17 protein-coding genes are annotated in these 15,794 nt (G+C 62.7%); 12 read left to right on the top strand and 5 right to left on the bottom strand.

The window, feature by feature from the left end:
• The first annotated feature begins 26 nt into the window (after nt 1-26).
• The 3 genes from BB347_RS04720 (at nt 27) to BB347_RS04710 (ending at nt 2,947) form a co-directional block, all read left to right on the top strand.
• Nucleotides 27-1,685, top strand: a complete 1,659-nt coding sequence (locus tag BB347_RS04720; RefSeq protein WP_139326976.1) for a class I adenylate-forming enzyme family protein — start codon at nt 27-29, stop codon at nt 1,683-1,685.
• Between the two features lie 41 nt (nt 1,686-1,726).
• Entirely contained in the window at nt 1,727-2,524 is a 798-nt protein-coding gene (locus BB347_RS04715) for an NRDE family protein (protein ID WP_076577901.1), read from the top strand.
• A gap of 72 nt (nt 2,525-2,596) precedes the next feature.
• On the top strand, nt 2,597-2,947 hold the full coding sequence (locus tag BB347_RS04710; RefSeq protein ID WP_076580100.1) for a helix-turn-helix transcriptional regulator: 351 nt from the start codon (nt 2,597-2,599) through the stop codon (nt 2,945-2,947).
• A 122-nt stretch (nt 2,948-3,069) separates the two neighbouring features.
• Here BB347_RS04710 and gatA read toward each other — a convergent pair whose 3' ends face one another.
• Together gatA and gatC are read right to left on the bottom strand one after the other, a co-directional pair.
• Nucleotides 3,070-4,392, bottom strand: a complete 1,323-nt coding sequence (gene gatA, locus BB347_RS04705) for an Asp-tRNA(Asn)/Glu-tRNA(Gln) amidotransferase subunit GatA (RefSeq protein ID WP_076577903.1) — start codon at nt 4,390-4,392, stop codon at nt 3,070-3,072.
• A 2-nt stretch (nt 4,393-4,394) separates the two neighbouring features.
• On the bottom strand, nt 4,395-4,670 hold the full coding sequence (gatC, locus tag BB347_RS04700) for an Asp-tRNA(Asn)/Glu-tRNA(Gln) amidotransferase subunit GatC (protein ID WP_076577905.1): 276 nt from the start codon (nt 4,668-4,670) through the stop codon (nt 4,395-4,397).
• Between the two features lie 260 nt (nt 4,671-4,930).
• Between gatC and BB347_RS04695 the strand changes: the two genes are divergently transcribed.
• The 9 genes from BB347_RS04695 (at nt 4,931) to BB347_RS04660 (ending at nt 13,347) form a co-directional block, all read left to right on the top strand.
• Nucleotides 4,931-5,908, top strand: coding sequence for a transcription initiation factor IIB (locus tag BB347_RS04695; protein ID WP_076577907.1), 978 nt, complete (start codon nt 4,931-4,933; stop codon nt 5,906-5,908).
• Between the two features lie 96 nt (nt 5,909-6,004).
• Nucleotides 6,005-6,160: a DUF7576 family protein gene (locus BB347_RS19770; RefSeq protein ID WP_449289606.1), complete on the top strand. Its 156-nt coding sequence runs from the start codon at nt 6,005-6,007 to the stop codon at nt 6,158-6,160.
• A 44-nt stretch (nt 6,161-6,204) separates the two neighbouring features.
• Nucleotides 6,205-7,119, top strand: a complete 915-nt coding sequence (locus tag BB347_RS04690; protein WP_076577909.1) for an alpha/beta fold hydrolase — start codon at nt 6,205-6,207, stop codon at nt 7,117-7,119.
• Between the two features lie 97 nt (nt 7,120-7,216).
• Entirely contained in the window at nt 7,217-7,891 is a 675-nt protein-coding gene (locus BB347_RS04685; RefSeq protein WP_076577911.1) for a helix-turn-helix domain-containing protein, read from the top strand.
• A gap of 378 nt (nt 7,892-8,269) precedes the next feature.
• Nucleotides 8,270-10,021 carry a 4Fe-4S ferredoxin N-terminal domain-containing protein gene (locus tag BB347_RS04680; protein ID WP_076577913.1) on the top strand — a complete coding sequence of 584 codons (1,752 nt, stop codon included), beginning with the start codon at nt 8,270-8,272 and terminating at the stop codon, nt 10,019-10,021.
• Nucleotides 10,018-11,385, top strand: coding sequence for an NrfD/PsrC family molybdoenzyme membrane anchor subunit (gene nrfD / locus BB347_RS04675; protein ID WP_076577915.1), 1,368 nt, complete (start codon nt 10,018-10,020; stop codon nt 11,383-11,385). The genes BB347_RS04680 and nrfD overlap by 4 nt, the downstream gene beginning before the upstream one ends.
• Nucleotides 11,382-11,720 (top strand): hypothetical protein, encoded by a 339-nt coding sequence (locus BB347_RS04670; protein ID WP_076577917.1) that lies wholly within the window; start codon nt 11,382-11,384, stop codon nt 11,718-11,720. Before nrfD ends, BB347_RS04670 begins: the two co-directional genes overlap by 4 nt.
• A 136-nt stretch (nt 11,721-11,856) precedes the next feature.
• On the top strand, nt 11,857-12,141 hold the full coding sequence (locus tag BB347_RS04665; RefSeq protein ID WP_076577919.1) for a hypothetical protein: 285 nt from the start codon (nt 11,857-11,859) through the stop codon (nt 12,139-12,141).
• Between the two features lie 114 nt (nt 12,142-12,255).
• The gene (locus BB347_RS04660) at nt 12,256-13,347 is read left to right on the top strand and encodes an Mrp/NBP35 family ATP-binding protein (protein ID WP_076577921.1); all 1,092 of its coding nucleotides are present in this window, start codon (nt 12,256-12,258) and stop codon (nt 13,345-13,347) included.
• A gap of 42 nt (nt 13,348-13,389) precedes the next feature.
• On the opposite strand, the gene BB347_RS04655 is transcribed toward BB347_RS04660, so the two are convergent.
• From BB347_RS04655 to BB347_RS04645, 3 genes are all read right to left on the bottom strand, one after another.
• Nucleotides 13,390-13,647 (bottom strand): amphi-Trp domain-containing protein, encoded by a 258-nt coding sequence (locus tag BB347_RS04655; RefSeq protein WP_076577923.1) that lies wholly within the window; start codon nt 13,645-13,647, stop codon nt 13,390-13,392.
• A 160-nt stretch (nt 13,648-13,807) separates the two neighbouring features.
• Complete coding sequence (locus BB347_RS04650; RefSeq protein WP_076577925.1) at nt 13,808-14,992, bottom strand: asparagine synthase C-terminal domain-containing protein; 1,185 nt, start codon at nt 14,990-14,992, stop codon at nt 13,808-13,810.
• Nucleotides 14,989-15,675 carry a PHP domain-containing protein gene (locus BB347_RS04645; RefSeq protein WP_076577927.1) on the bottom strand — a complete coding sequence of 229 codons (687 nt, stop codon included), beginning with the start codon at nt 15,673-15,675 and terminating at the stop codon, nt 14,989-14,991. The genes BB347_RS04650 and BB347_RS04645 overlap by 4 nt, the downstream gene beginning before the upstream one ends.
• Between the last annotated feature and the right edge of the window lie 119 nt (nt 15,676-15,794).

The following is a 15,794-nucleotide window of genomic DNA, read 5'->3' as shown; positions in this document are numbered from 1 at the left end:
CAGACGCACCCCGTGATCTCCTCGCGATGCGAACGGAGACGACGCCGGAACGGACGGCCCTGCTCGACGACGAAACGAGACGCGAGTGGTCGTACGGCGAACTCGACGCACTCGTCGATCGGGTGGCCGAGACGCTCGATCGAACGCTCGCGGCCGTCGACGATACCCGGGCACGGCCGCGACTCGGAACGCTCGTCGACACGCGACCGGCGTTCGTAACGCTCGTCTTCGCCGCGATGCGAGCGGGGATTATCGTCGTCCCGCTGAACGTCCGCGAGACGACCGACGAACTGGCCTGGAAAGCCCAACGGACCGCTCTCACGGCCATCGTCTGTGAACGCGAGACCGAGTCGGCGGCGCTCGAGGTGGCCGAGACGGTCGACACGGGTGGCTCGTCGACACCCGTTCTCTCGGTCGACGAGCCGAGTGCGAACCGAACCGGACGAATTCGAGCGACGCTCGAGGAGACGGCGCGCTCACCGAACACTCGCTCACCGCAAACGGTGCCCTCAGAATCGTCGAGCGGGACTACAGTTTCCTCGAGCGGGTCGTCCGCGCTCGAGCGAGACGAGACGTTCCTCATCATGTTCACCTCGGGTACGTCCGGCGATCCGAAGGGCGTTCGCCTGACGCTCGGTAACCTGATCGCGAGTGCGACTGCCTCCGCATTCCGTCTGGGAACCGACCCGTCCGACCGGTGGCTGTGCTGTCTGCCGATGTACCACATGGGCGGATTGGCACCCGTCGTTCGATCGACGCTGTACGGGACGACGGTCGTGATCCAGCGAACCTTCGACCGAAACGAGACCGCACGCGTGCTCGAGGAGTACGAGATCACCGGTGTGTCGCTCGTGCCGACGATGTGTAAGCGACTGCTCGACGGCGGGTGGGAACCCGACGAAGCGCTTCGTTTCGTCTTACTCGGCGGCGCACCGGCCTCGAGCGAGTTACTCGATCGGTGTCTCGCTGCCGACGTGCCGGTGTACCCGACGTACGGCATGACCGAGACGGCCTCCCAAATCGCGACGGCGACGCCACAGGATCTCGCCAATCACACAGGAACGGCGGGAACGCCGCTGCTCGTCACCGACGTGACCGTCGTCGACGAAGACGGCGACCCCCTCGACCCCGGCGAAACGGGGGAGTTCGTCGTCAGCGGGCCGACGGTGACGCCGGGATACCTCGAGGACGCGCACACGAACGCCGCGTTCGACGAGTACGGCCTCCACACGGGCGACATCGGGTACCGAGACGACGGGGGCCGGCTGTGGGTGCTCAACCGACGAAGCGACCGAATCGTCACCGGCGGCGAAAACGTCGACCCGGGCGAAGTGATCGCCGCGATTCGATCCCACCCCGACGTCGACACGGCTGTCGTGCTCGGACTCGAGGACTCCGAGTGGGGCGAACGCGTCGCAGCGCTCGTCGTTCCCGACGAATCGGGTCGCTCGGATGCGACGGAAGCCGAGTCGGCCGACTCGAGTCGGGTCGCCTCGAGCGAAGCGGATTCGATCGACCTCGAGTCCGTGCTCGAACGCTGTGGGGACTCCCTCGCCGGATTCAAACAGCCGAAGACGATCGCCCTCGCGGACTCGCTTCCCCGAACGGCGTCGGGAACCGTCGACCGAGATGGCGCGCGAGCCCTCCTCCTCGAGCGCGGGATCGACGTCTCTGAGCTGTCCTGAACGCAAGCGAAGTTAAGGCGTTGGCGGCCTAAACGGCGGTCGTGTGTACACTGACACTCGCGTGGCGGGTATTCGACGACGCGCCGGTCGCGGTCGCTGCGAATCGTGACGAGGCCGTCGGCCGGCCGTCCGAACCGCCGGGACGCTACCGAGACGAGCCGGCGATTGTCGCACCCCGGGACGCCGAAGCGGGCGGCACCTGGATCGGGTACAACGAGTTCGGCGTGTTCGCGGGCATTACGAACAAGTGGACCGACGCGGACCTCGCCGGCGATCGATCTCGAGGATTGCTCGTGGCAGACGTGCTTTCGGCCAAATCCGCCGTTGAAGCAGCGGGGGTTCTCGAGGCCGAGACGGCCGACATCGAGTACGACGGCTTCTATCTCGTGATTGCAGACGAGACGGACGCCTACTGCTACGAGTGGGACGGGACGCTCTCGCGACTCGAGTTCGAGCCGGGCGTCCACGTGGTCGTCAACGTGGCCGTGGACGACCGCGTCGACGTTCCGGACCGCCGGGCCAACGCCGGCCGCCAGCAAGCCGACAGCGCTCGCGCGGTTCGCGACGTCCTTTCGGACCCTACCGAAGAGACGGCCGCTGAGTGGCTCGAGCGGGCTGGCGGAGTCCTCGCGGATCACGACTACGGCGTTTGTCTCCACGAAAACGGGTACGGAACGCGCTCGTCGTCGCTGATCGCGCTCGGATCGTCACCGACACGACACGCGTTCGCTCCAGGTCCGCCGTGTGAGACGGCGTACGAACCCGTCGACCTCGAGGCTCCCGGGTGCGCCAACACGCGCGCCATCAGTGACGATTGCAGCGTCGAAGGGCACATTTAAGCGCCTCGACCAACCTTATACGTACATGGACGCACTCCCGTTCCGAGCGATGAGCACGGAGAGGTGGTCACCGTGAGCGTTTCTGCGATCGAAGCCGAACTCTCCGAGGACGAGCGCGCCGGGCTCGAACTCGTCCGTCAGAGTGGTGGGATCCACCAGAGTGACTTCTGGAAGGAACTGGACGTCTCCTCGCGAAAGGGTAGTCGAATCGTCGAGTCGCTCGTCGAGAAAGAACTCGTCGACCGCGAAGACGCCGTCTATGACGGACACAACACCTACTACATCACGCCGACCGCTCGAGACCTCGACTTCACGCTGTTGATGGCCGGCGACATGCTCTCGCCGTATATCGGTGAAGAGGAAGTCGACCCGAACAGTGACGCGTTCTCGCAGTGGATTATGAACCTCGCCTACGAGGAGTAACCAACTGCTGGTTTCGATTCTGCCGCATCACCATCGACGGAGAGCCTCGCAGATGGCGTTCTCGATTCCCACTGACAGATCCTGACTCGTGGAAATTGCTGCAAAACAGTGGATGGCGTTCGTTACTCGAGCGCGCTCGCCGCTCGAATCAGTCGTTCTTCGCCGAAGGCGGGGCCGACCAACTGGAGGCCGACAGGGAGGCCGTCGTCGTCGCTTTCGCCGGCTGGCACCGAAATCGCGGGCAGGTCGGCGAGGTTGACGGGGACGGTGTTCGCGTCGGCGACGTACATCTGAAGCGGGTCGTCGAGGCTCTCGCCCTGCTCGAACGGCGTGACCGGCATCGTCGGCGAAGCCAGCACGTCGGCGTCCGAAAGCGCCTCGTCGAAGTCCTGTTTGACCCACGCTCGAGCGTCCTGTGCCTTCTTGTAGTACTTGTCGTGGTAGCCCGCCGAGAGGGCGTAGGTGCCGAGGAGGATGCGGCGTTTGACCTCGTCGCCGAAGCCTTCTTTGCGAGTCTCGGCGAAGACGTCGTTCCAGTTGCCCTCGGCGTCCGCGGAGTGGCCGTAGCGGACGCCGTCGAACCGGGCGAGATTCGAGGAGGCTTCCGACATCGCGATCACGTAGTAGGCCTCGACGGCGTGTTCGACCGACGGGAGTGAGACCTCGTGGTACTCGGCTCCTTGCGCTTCGAGGTCGGCAATCGCGTCCCAGAAGGCCTCGAGGACGCCGTCGTCGGCACCCTCGAGTAGTTCCGTCGGAACACCGATCGACAGCCCGTCGACGTCGCCCGTTGCGGCGTCGGCGTACCTCGAGTCGTCCTCACCTCGCGTCTCGCGGGCGTCGCCCGCTCGATCGTCCGAACCGCGTGGCGGTTCTCGCGTCGTCGCATCTCGCTCGTCGCTTCCGGCGATGACGTCGAGCAGGGAGGCGGCGTCTTCGACGGTGTTCGCGAACGGGCCGATCTGTTCCAAGCTATTGCCGTAGGAGACGAGTCCGTACCGGGAGACCAGCCCGTACGTCGGTTTGATGCCGACGACGCCACAGAAGGCGGCGGGACAGCGAATCGAGCCGCCGGTGTCCGACCCGAGTGCGAGGTCGGCCTCGCCAGCGGCGACGGCTGCGGCCGAACCACCGGAGGAACCACCGGGAACGTGCCCCGGCGCGGCCGGATTGTCCGTCGAGCCGAACGCGGAGGTCTCCGTGGTCGTTCCCATTCCGAACTCGTCCATGTTCGCCTTCCCGACGATGGTCGCGCCGGCGTCCGTCACGCGTTCGACGACCGTCGCGTCGTACGGCGGGACGTACTCCTCGAGCATCGTCGACCCGCAGGTCGTTCGGACGCCCTCGGTCGAGATATTGTCCTTGACGGCGACGGTCTGGCCGGCGAGTGGACCTTCGTCCGCGCCGTCGATCGTCTCTTTCGTGATAAAGATGTGTTCGGACATGATCAGGAGACGTTCGGTCCTTTGAAGTAGCCGTCTTCGGTCTCTGTTGCGTTCTCGAGTGCCGCCTCGTGATCGAGTGATTCGCGTTCCTCGTCGGGTCGCATCACGTTCGTCAGGTCGGCCTCTCGGTCGACCTCGGGCACCGTATCCAGCGTCTCGAAGTACTCGAGGATGTCACCGAACTGTTGGGTGAACTGGTCGACCTCGTCGTCGTCGAGGTCGACGCGAGCCAGTTCGCCAACGTGGCGGACTTCCTCGGGACTGACGGCGTCGCTCATGCTTGCTCGCACTAGCCAGCGGGGAGTAAGCGTTTCGATACGCGCACACTCGAGTCTCGCCTCGTATCACTCGGCGAGTGTGTCAATCGAGACAGACTGATTGTCTGCAGAACGTGTGTTCCCGAGGTATTCCGATATCACCACCTTGCACTCGCCAGTTCATCTCACTGTACTATCGAAGAATTTAAGTGATGAGGATTCGTTGGGTTTCCCTACGATAGCACGTTTTCCAGTGAGCGTCGTGAAAATGTGACAACACAATGACTGACTCCACCATTCGAACGCGGAGCGGTGAGCGACGCCAGCACGAGTCGACGGACTCCGAGGAGCAATCCTCGACGCGAGAGCGCTGTCCGGAGTGTGACGGCCGACTCGTCTCCGACGCCGAACACGCCGAGACCGTCTGTCGCGACTGTGGCCTCGTCGTCGACGAAGGTGAAATAGACCGCGGACCCGAGTGGCGCGCATTCGACGCCGCCGAGAAGGACGAGAAGTCCCGCGTGGGTGCGCCGACGACGAACATGATGCACGACCAGGGCCTCTCGACCAACATCGGCTGGCAGGACAAAGACGCCTACGGCCGCTCGCTCTCGAGTCGCCAGCGCCAGAAGATGCAACGGCTGCGCACCTGGAACGAGCGCTTCCGAACGCGCGACTCCAAGGAGCGCAACCTCAAGCAGGCGCTGGGCGAGATCGACCGGATGGCCTCCGCGCTCGGTCTCCCGAAGAACGTCCGCGAGACCGCCAGCGTCATCTATCGGCGCGCGCTCGACGAGGATCTCCTCCCCGGTCGCTCGATCGAAGGCGTCGCGACGGCCTCGCTGTACGCAGCTGCCCGACAGGCCGGGACGCCCCGCAGCCTCGACGAAATCTCGGCCGTCAGCCGCGTCGAGAAAGACGAGGTCGCCCGAACGTATCGCTACGTCGCCAGAGAACTCGGTCTCGAGATCGAACCGGCGGACCCCGAACACTACGTCCCCCGATTCGCGAGCGACCTCGAGCTCTCTGACGAAACCGAACGACGCGCTCGCGGACTCCTGTCGACGGCGAAGGGTCAGGGGATTCACAGCGGCAAGTCACCGGTCGGCCTCGCCGCCGCCGCCGTCTACGCCGCCGCCTTACTCACTAACGAGAAGGTCACGCAAAACGACGTCAGCGAAGTCGCGAGCATCTCGGAAGTAACCATCCGCAACCGGTATCACGAGTTGCTCGAGGCCGAAGAGGCGACGCCGGCGTAATCGAGTGGCGGCTCCCGGGGCGCTCGCGTTTCAAGATCACATTTCCCGCGGTTAGTACGACTTTACCCGTCTCGTTGCTCGTATAGTCACTCCATAGTGAATATCATCGAAACAAATAACTCTGCTATGAGCTGTGACAACTGTTCGGCGACAGCAGTCGCGTACACGCTTCGGACGCACGTGACGGACTCCCCCGGTGAGCAAATCGACCTCCACTTTTGCTCGAGCGAATGTCTTCGCGTCTGGACGTAACGACCCCACGGAGCTATCACGCGCTTTGGTGTTAGAGTCGCGCTATGGTGACGAATTCGTCTCTCGGTTCCGAGACGGGAACGGCCCTCCGATCGTCCATCGACGCGGAATCGACCGTCCGAACGGTCAACGACGTCCAGTTGCACGTGGTCGTGGCTGGCGAAGAGACGGACCCACTCGTCGTATTACTGCACGGCTTTCCGGAGTACTGGTACGGGTGGCGCCACCAACTCGAGGCCCTCGTTGAGGCGGGCTTTCGGATTCTCGTTCCCGATCAGCGCGGATACAATCTGAGCGAGAAACCCGACGGCGTGCGCCCGTATCGACTCGAGGAATGTACTCGAGACGTCCGTTCGTTGATCGAAAACGAGGGTCGCGACAGCGCGTTCGTCGTCGGCCACGACTGGGGCGGCGTCGTCGCGTGGAATCTCGCCCAGCGGTTTCCATCGGCGGTCGATCGACTCGCGATCGTCAACGCGCCCCACCCGACGGTGTTCAGAGAGCACCTGCGCTCGAACCCGGAACAGCTTCGACGAAGCTGGTACGCCGGCTGGTTCCAACTCCCGACCCTCCCGGAACTCGTTTGTCGCGCGAGAGACTTCACGATCCTCGAGCGAGCGCTCACGTCCATGGCGCCAACTGGAACGTTCACGGACGACGAACTCGAAAGCTATCGGTCGGCCTGGAGACGACCCGGCGCGCTCACGTCGATGCTGAACTGGTATCGGGCGGCGCTACGGTATCCCCCTGGTCTGGATCGAGAACCGGTTTCGCCACCGACGCTCGTCGTCTGGGGAACTGACGACGTCGCGCTGACGACTGCACTGGCGATCGACGCGGACCTCCGGTGTGAGACGAGTCGCCTCGAGTTGTGGCCGGAGACGAGTCACTGGGTACAACACGAACGCCCGGAGCGCTTGAACACGCATCTTCTCGAGTGGTTCGATGATGACCGGTGAGCCCGTTCGCCATCTTGTCGTCGGCCGTTCCCAACGGGTGGGAATAGCCAGTGTCTATTCGGACGGAGCGAGGCTACGATCGAGAAGAGACGCTCGCATGGCTCAGGCGATACTCACGATTACGATGCCAGAACGCAACTGGATAGGCCAGCTCTCGACGGCGTATCCGGAGGCGACCTTCCAGGTGCTTGCGGCACTCGGCGACGCCGAGAGTGGGTTCGCGCTCGTCCGGATAACCGAGTCGAACCGTTCTCAGGTACTCGAGGACGTGCGTGAGCATCCACAGATTACGGCGTTTACCCTCCTCCAGCGTCGAGACAACGAGGCGACCGTTCACGTCGAGACGGCTGAGTCACTCGCCCCCTTCTCCTCGGGAGGGTCGGAACTCCCCCTCGAGTTCCCGCTCGAGATCGTCGACGGTGAAACGACGATCGAGGTGACCGGAACGCGAGACCATCTCGCTGGACTCGCCGAGCAACTCGAGTACTCGCCGGTCGACTATCGAATCGACGAGGTCCACGAGCGCCTCCACGAGAGCCAACTCCTCTCCGAGCGCCAACTCGAGATCGTCGTCACCGCCGTCGAAGAGGGATACTACGATACGCCACGCCGGAGTTCCCTGACGGAACTCGCAGCACATCTGGGCATCGCGAAATCGACGTGTAGCGAAACACTTCACCGGGCAGAAGGCTCGATCATCAAACGGTTCGTCGACGACGTTTCACAGAGTGATGCCGATGATGAACTGGAAGAACACTTCGCCACCCGCTGAATCGGCGAGCAACCGCGCGGGTTCGTTCGAATCACGTCCACCTCACGAGTAGTTTTGGAAGTTGACACGGCGTACCACGCTGGACGATAAGAAACTCCGACGCAGTTGTCGGGCGATAGACGAGGGATCTCGGTCGCCCCCTGGTCCATGATATGAAGGAACACGTGCTGGCCAATTCAGGGAAAACGGTCTACCTCCCTAATAAAGGCACGAACATCTTCGCGTCCATTCTCACCCGATGGAAATCGAGTCTATATTTGAACCTGATCTAGTTGTGAGTCCGGTAGTAGAGGATCCACAGATGACCGTATTCAACTACGTGTCGGCGTGTTATTACTTCGCAACGAGCGGATTCTCGTCCAGAGGTGTGCTACCGAAATGAGCACGGACGACGAATCTTTCCACCCGCTCGGACAAGAGTGGGAGACTGAGCTCGAAGGAATGCTCGACGACACCGAGTACGACTCCGATCTCGGTATGCAAATGGCCCAGGACGCAATGCGCGTCACCAAGGGCGAACTGTCTGAAGCCGAATTCCACGAAATGTATCACGACGACGTGATGGACGAATTCGGCGTCGACGACCGCCCGACTGAGGAAGCCTACGAGGCTGCTCAGGAAGAAGGGAAGGGCGGAGTAGCCCGAATGCTCTCGGCCTTCGACGACGACGGCGAGGAGGGTCGCCGCGACGTCATGAAGAAGATGGGCGTCGGTGCCGCTGCCGTCGGTCTCGGTGCGTGGGGCACCGTCGACGACAGCGAACCCAGCCTAGGTATCTCCCAGGAAGGCGACGACGCCGGCGGAGATGGCGACGACGTCCAGATGGGAATGACCATCGACCTCGAGCAGTGTGACGGCTGTCTCTCTTGTATGTCTGCCTGTGCCGAGGAGAACAACCTCGATCAGGGTGTCAACTGGATGTACGTCCTCGAGTACGACGAACCAGAGGGCACCCCAGACACGAGCAACAACCTGCTCGTCCGTCCGTGTCAACACTGCACCGACGCACCCTGTGAGAAGGTCTGTCCGACCACGGCACGACACACCCGTGACTCCGACGGCCTCGTGCTGACGGACTACGACGTCTGTATCGGCTGTCGATACTGTCAGGTCGCGTGTCCCTACGGCGTCAACTACTTCCAGTGGAACGAACCCGACATCTCGACGGACGAAATCGCCGAAGACCACGAGGACATGGATTCCGATCACATGACCTCCGAGGATCGGTGGGTCGACAGTCGTGCACCACGCGGAACGATGAGCAAGTGTACGATGTGCCCAACCCGCCAGGACGGCGGTATGGGCGACGAGATGGTTGGCACCACAGCCTGTGAGGAAACCTGCCCGCAGGACGCCATCCACTTCGGCAATATGAACGACGAGACGAGCGACCCACAAATCTACGCCGACAACCCGAGTCGCGGTCGGACGCTCACGGACTTCGCTCCGGACGAAGCCGACGTCGAGGAGGAACTCGAGGAACTCGAAGACGCCCTCGACGGCGAAGACGAGGACCTCGACGCGGTTCTCGACGCCTACGACTTCCAGGGTCTCGGTGCCGTAGAAGACGACGAGGAAGGCCTCGCACTCTTGCTCGCACTCGAGATCACCGCCGAGGACGAACTCGGTGGCGGCGAGGACTACCTCGCACAGAACGAGGAGTTCGTCGCCGCTGCGCTCGAGATCATTGCCGACCACGGACTGGATCTCGAGAGCCAAGAGGTCCTCTCGGAACTCGACCTCGCAGATGCACCTGAAGAAGACGACGAGGAAGACGACGAAAACGGTGCAGACGAGGACGAAGACGAAGCCGACGAGGAAGAAGAGGACGAAGCGCAAGACGAGTTCGATGGCCCAGACGAAGGCGCTGCACAGAGCCTCATCGAACAGTACGCTGGCACCCCTGCCTCGAGCTTCCGCTTGCTCGAGGACATGGGGACCAACCCGAACATCATCTACCTGGGTAACGAACCCGGACCGAACGCCGAACAGAGTGAGGATCCCGAGGAGCAATCCGACTACGGGAACGTCTCTTACCAGCGAGCAGACGGCGACCGCGTCGATCTGGTCGACAACCGCAAGGAAATCCTCGACGACGAGACGGTCGGTGACGCTGGGGTGTCCCTATGAGCACGAAGACGCCATCCGAAGCGGACATCCTTCGTCCGATCGACAACTTCTCGAAGAAGTTCTTCATCCTCTTCGGTGTCTGTGCCCTGGCACTCGGTGCGTTTCTCGTCGCCTGGGTCTACCAGCTCTACGTCGGGATGTCGGTTACCGGCCTCTCCGACTGGGGGACCGGCGGCGGTGCGACCTGGGGACTGTACATCGGCGCGTTCATCTGGTGGGTCGGGATCGCTCACGGCGGGATCATCCTCTCCGCTGCGGTCCGACTGCTCGGCATGGATCGATACATGCCGGTCGCCCGCCTCGCCGAATTGCTGACCATCGCCGGCCTCTCCGCGGCTGGCTTCTACATTATGGTCCACATGGGACGCCCGGATCGGATGGTCACGAGCATCCTCGGCCACTACCACATCACGGTCAACAACTCGCCGCTGGTGTGGGACGTGACCGTCATCACGGCTTACTTCGTGTTGACGGCGACCTACCTCGCACTGACGCTTCGCTACGACATCACGCGGCTGCGAGATGACCTTCCAGGCTATCTCTCGCCGGTCTACAACGTCTTGACCCTCGGCTACACCGAGGACGAAGACGAGGTCGTCGAGCGGATGGTTTGGTGGCTCGCACTCGCGATCATCATCATGGCACCACTGCTGCTCCACGGCGGTGTGATTCCGTGGCTGTTCGCAGTGTTGCCCGGTATGCCAGCCTGGTTCGGCGCCGTGCAGGGACCACAGTTCCTGACGATCGCACTGACCTCGGCGATCAGTGGCGTGATCATCGTCGCCTACGCCTTCCGACGCGCGTACGACTGGGATCACATCATGACCGACGACGTCTTCCGCGGGCTGCTCCTGTGGCTGGGTTTCTTCTGCCTACTGTTCGTCTGGCTCCAGCTTCAGCAGAACGTCACTGGCCTCTTCGCCGCACCGGTGAGCACGGAAGTCGCTCAGGAAGCGACGATCGGCCACTGGATGTACCTCGGGTCGATGGCCCTCGTCTTCGGGACGCTCATCTTCATCTTCGCACAGGCGATTCGACCGTCGCTGTTCACGAAGGCGCGAGCGATCGTCGCCTCCGTCGCCGTGCTCATGGGCACGCTCGGTGAGAAGATGATCTTCGTCGTCGAAGGCTTCCTTCACCCAGAGTTCGAGATCTACGCGAACACGCCCGGGGAGTACTTCCCGAGCGCGATCGAGTGGCTCTCGCTGGTCGGCACGATCGGGATGGTCACGTTGATCTTCCTCGTCGTCTCTAAGGTCGTTCCCGTCGTCGAACTCCACGCCGTCGAACACCTGCGTGGCGATCACGGACACGGCCACGAGGAAGCAGACGAAGCCGCAACTGAACCAGAGGTGAAAGCATGAGCGCACTCGCAGCCACACTCGCAGAACCGCTCTACCACGGCTACAGTGGTACCGAAGGAGTAACCGGATTCCCGAACGTCGGGACCTACCTGATCTTCGGCGTCGTGTTGGTTCCCATCTACGTGATGGTCATTTCGTGGTTCGTCAGCGAACCTCGAGACACGAAGACGGGACTGCTCGGCGTGTCCTATCTCATCGGCATCGCCGCACAGATGTGGATCGGGATGTTCATCCTGACCGTGATCATCGGAGTCCTGTTCTTCGGCGGGCTTCCGGAACCGCTCGGCTCCCACGGTCCGACCGACTCCATCCCGATCTTCGGGTTCCTGTTCTAACCGGACGGGCCGCCCGTTGACCGGTTCTCGACTTTTTTCGCGCTCGATGGACGCTGCCCCGCGAGCCCCGACTTTCCCATGACATCCATGCACACCCAGGGGAAACCACGACCCGACCGGGGCGCAAACCCAGACTATGACTCTGGCTGACACGCTCGCGACGATCCTCTATCACGGCTTCGAGGGGACCGACGGGTGGACCGGCTTTCCAAACGAGGGGACGTACATCATTTTCGGCGTCGTCTTACTGCCGATTTACGTCATGATCATCGCCTGGTTCACGGGCGCTCCGCGAGACACGAAAGTCGGGTTGCTCGGCGTCACGTATCTCGTCGGCATCGCAACGAGTATGTGGGTCTCGATGCTCGTCATGACGGTACTCATCGGGATCATCTTCTACGGTGGTGTGCCGAGTATCTGAGGCGACGGACGATCGACGTTTCACGCACCCGTCGAGCGGTTTGCCGGCAACTCTCGAACCATCACACGTATCCCATTCCGACCCCTTATGCACTGATAACGCACCTAACGCACTATGAGTATTACAGAACACGAACTTCAGATCGAACTCGAGGGGATCGAAGACCCGGACCTCGGCGGGGATATCGTCTCGCACGGATTGGTCAACGACGTCCAAATCGAGGACGAAACCGCCCGGATCGAGTTGGCGATGAACGCGCCGTATGCCCCCTCCGAGATGGAACTCGGCAATCGAATTCGAGAGGTGTGTGACGAGGCCGGACTCGAGGCCGACCTGCGTGCACACGTCGGCGAGGAACACGGATTCGACGATCAAGTTCTCCCACGAGTTCGGAACGTTATCGCCGTCGCCTCTGGGAAGGGTGGCGTCGGCAAGACGACGGTCGCCGCGAACATTGCCGCTGGACTCGAGAAACGGGGGGCGATGGTCGGGTTGCTCGACGCGGACATTCACGGCCCGAACATTCCGAAGATTCTGCCGCCCGAGAGCGATCCCGGCGTGACGCCGAGTGAGGACATCGTCCCGCCACGATCGGACGGCGTCCGAGTCATTAGTATGGGGATGATGATGGAAGACGAAGACGATCCGGCGATCCTCCGTGGGCCGATGGTCAACAAGTTCATGCTGAAGTTCCTGGAGGGCGTCGAGTGGGGTCGTCTCGATTATCTTATCGTCGACTTGCCGCCGGGAACGGGCGACGCGACGTTGAACCTCCTCCAGTCGATGCCGGTGACGGGTGCAGTCGTCGTGACGACGCCACAGGAGATGGCCCTCGAGGACACCCGGAAAGGGATTCAGATGTTCAACAAACACGACACGCCGGTGTTGGGCATCGTCGAGAACATGAGTTCGTTCATCTGTCCGTCGTGTGACGACCAGCACGGACTCTTCGGTACCGACGGCGCACAGACGATCGTCGACAAGTACGACGTGCCGTTGCTCGGCCAGATTCCGATCCACCCGGATTTCGGTGCCGATGGAAGCCAGGGCGCGCTCGTGAAAGACGAGGAGAGTCAGGTTCAGGAGACGGTCGAAGACCTCGTTGCCGACGTCGCAGATCAAATCGGCGCGACGAATCGCCAGACGGTCGCCGACAACGTCGAAGGGGGGCCGACAAATCAGCTCCCGACCGAAACGAAAGACTGAGTGGATAACTCACACCCACACTACGGCGCGTGCGCCGTCGAATTACTCGGTTGACGGTTCTTCGTCGACTTCCCACTCGAGCGTGACCGTTACTTCTTCGCGCGGTCCACCGAGCATCGGCGAGCGCTCTTCGACTTCGATCTTGTACTCGAGTTCCGGTGCCGGTGTGAGCGTCAGCGTCTTGTTTCCGACGCGAACGTTGGCCGTGCCATCACGTCGGAGTTCTCGAGCGAGTTCCTGAACGAGGTCGGCCGCTCGTTCCCGTGAGACATCCTCCTTCGTGTTGGTTTTCTCTGCCATGGCCAAACGGCCACCGAGTGAACATAAATAGATTGGCTGCGAATCGGCAGGCCGGGCGTCGATCGTAATCGCTGTCGAAACGAGGTATCAGGACCCGAGAGACTGGTCGCCGTCGAACGGAGAGCGTGTTTGAATCGTGCTCGCTGATCCGAAATCGGGGCTACGCTTTCGGCGGGTCAGGTTCGCTCTCGAGTAGCGACCGAATGTACTTCCCGACGTGGTCGTCGATGCGCCGTTTGTAGCCGGCCTGTCTGGCGAGGCGATCGAGTTCTCGAGCGACGAGACTACCGTACTGAACGGCCTTTTTCTTGCGGTCGACGACGTCTTCGGGGAGGTTCGATCTGGAGACGAGACGGAGGGCCCGCTTGCGTTCGGTTTCGTCCGCGAGTAGTTCGTCCGGAAGCCGAAGGGCGGCGTCGACGACGGTGTCGTGTAACAAGGGGGCGACGGGCTCGAGTCCGGTCGCTTCGATGGCGTGAACGTCTCGTGGAAGCTGTGTCGGCAACGTCTGGATCCCCTCGCGGACGGCACCCCGAACCGTGTTCGCCTCGACGCGATGATCGAGTCGGACGACTTTCTCGTAGCCGCCGAACAACTCGTCGGCACCCTGGCCGACGGCGAGGGCGTCGAAGCCGTCGGCGGCGACGCGCTCGCCGACGAGGTACAACGGCAGGGCGATCTGAACGTCCATCGCGTTCGTCCGTCCCGTCGCTCGAGCGACCTCGGGGACAGCGCGCTCGAGGTCCGCAGGCTCGAGTTCGACGACGGTGAGGTCCCGTCCCATCGCTCGAGCAGCGCTTCGAGCCGCCTCGACGTCGTGGCTGTCGGGAAAGCCGACGACGTACAGCGGCGCATCGAGCACGGCGGCGACGAGCGCCGAATCGACGCCACCGGAAAACGCGACGGCGACGTCTCTGTCGTCGGTGTCGACGGCGTCAGCCGCGGTTTCGATCGCCGTCTCGAGTCGTGTGAGCGCGCTCGAGTGATCCGATTCGGGTGTCGGATTGGGGAGACAAAAGCGCTGTTCTGGAGTTGCATCCGGGTCCTCGAGCGCGAGTGTCGACCCTGCCGGAAGAAGCGTCGGATCCTCGAGTGTCGTGGGATTGAATGCCCATTTTGTCGAGGTCTCTGCTGAGGACTCTACCGTAGGCATCGAGTTTGTACGGGAGGATGCAGACTCGAGGTACAACGGCTCGCGTCCGAGCACGTCTCGAACGAGCGTTCCCTCGAGTTCGCCGGCGAAACCGGTCGTTCCGGGGAGGGCGTCACCGCTCGAGAGCGCCGCCCGAACCGTTTCGCTGGTGGCACCGCGGATCGTCTCGGTGTCGCTTGCGCGGTCGCTCATTGGAACAGTCCCAACACCGAGTTTCGAACGCGTCGGGTGACGCCGCCGGCGGCCTGTCGGAAGCTGATGTGCCACGGCGTGCGTTTGCCTTCGACGGTCGTTTCCCCCTCACGGATCGCCTCGAGTATCGCGTCGGCGGAGCGTTCATCGGCGTCGACGCGGGTGACGGCCTGGCCGACCATTTCGCTGATGTGGGCGTCACTGCCCGCCGTCATCGGCATGTCTCGCGTGTTCGCGAAGCGTTCGGCCTGTCGATTTGCTCGGCCGGTGAGCAACCGAGAGTTGTAGACCTCGATCGCATCGCCCTTGGCGAGTTGATCGCGCGTGACGCGGGCGATCACACCGTGGCGGGACTCCTGGAATGGGTGGGGAATAACGGCGAGTCCATCCTGTTCCCAGATGGCCTCGAGCGTGGTTTCGTAGGAGAGGCCGGGGGGGACGGCTTCCTCGAGCCCGAAGCCGAGGATGTGGCCCGCTTTGCTCGAAATTTCCATGGCGGGGATGCCGACCAGGCCGTACTCGGGGGCCCGTTCGGCGGCGTCGAGGCTGGCGTCGATTTCGTCGTGGTCGGTCACTGCGATCGCGTCGAGACCCACGGCTTCGGCCTGTTCTAAGATCAGTTCGACCGAGTCTCGGCCGTCGTACGACAGCGACGAGTGAGCGTGGAGTTCAACCGACAGCACGTGTATGTTCCACGATTCGGGCGGAGCGATCAAAAGCACCTCGGTACGCGAACGGTCGCTCGCGCTACCGACAGGATGGTCGTCTCGGCTGTATCACGAGGGAGTTGTGCTCGAGAATC

It is taken from the genome of Natronorubrum daqingense, from assembly GCF_001971705.1.
Classification (GTDB): Archaea; Halobacteriota; Halobacteria; order Halobacteriales; family Natrialbaceae; genus Natronorubrum; species Natronorubrum daqingense.
The sequence above is the reverse complement of the archived record's forward strand: the minus strand, read 5'-3'. Positions and strand labels throughout refer to the sequence as shown.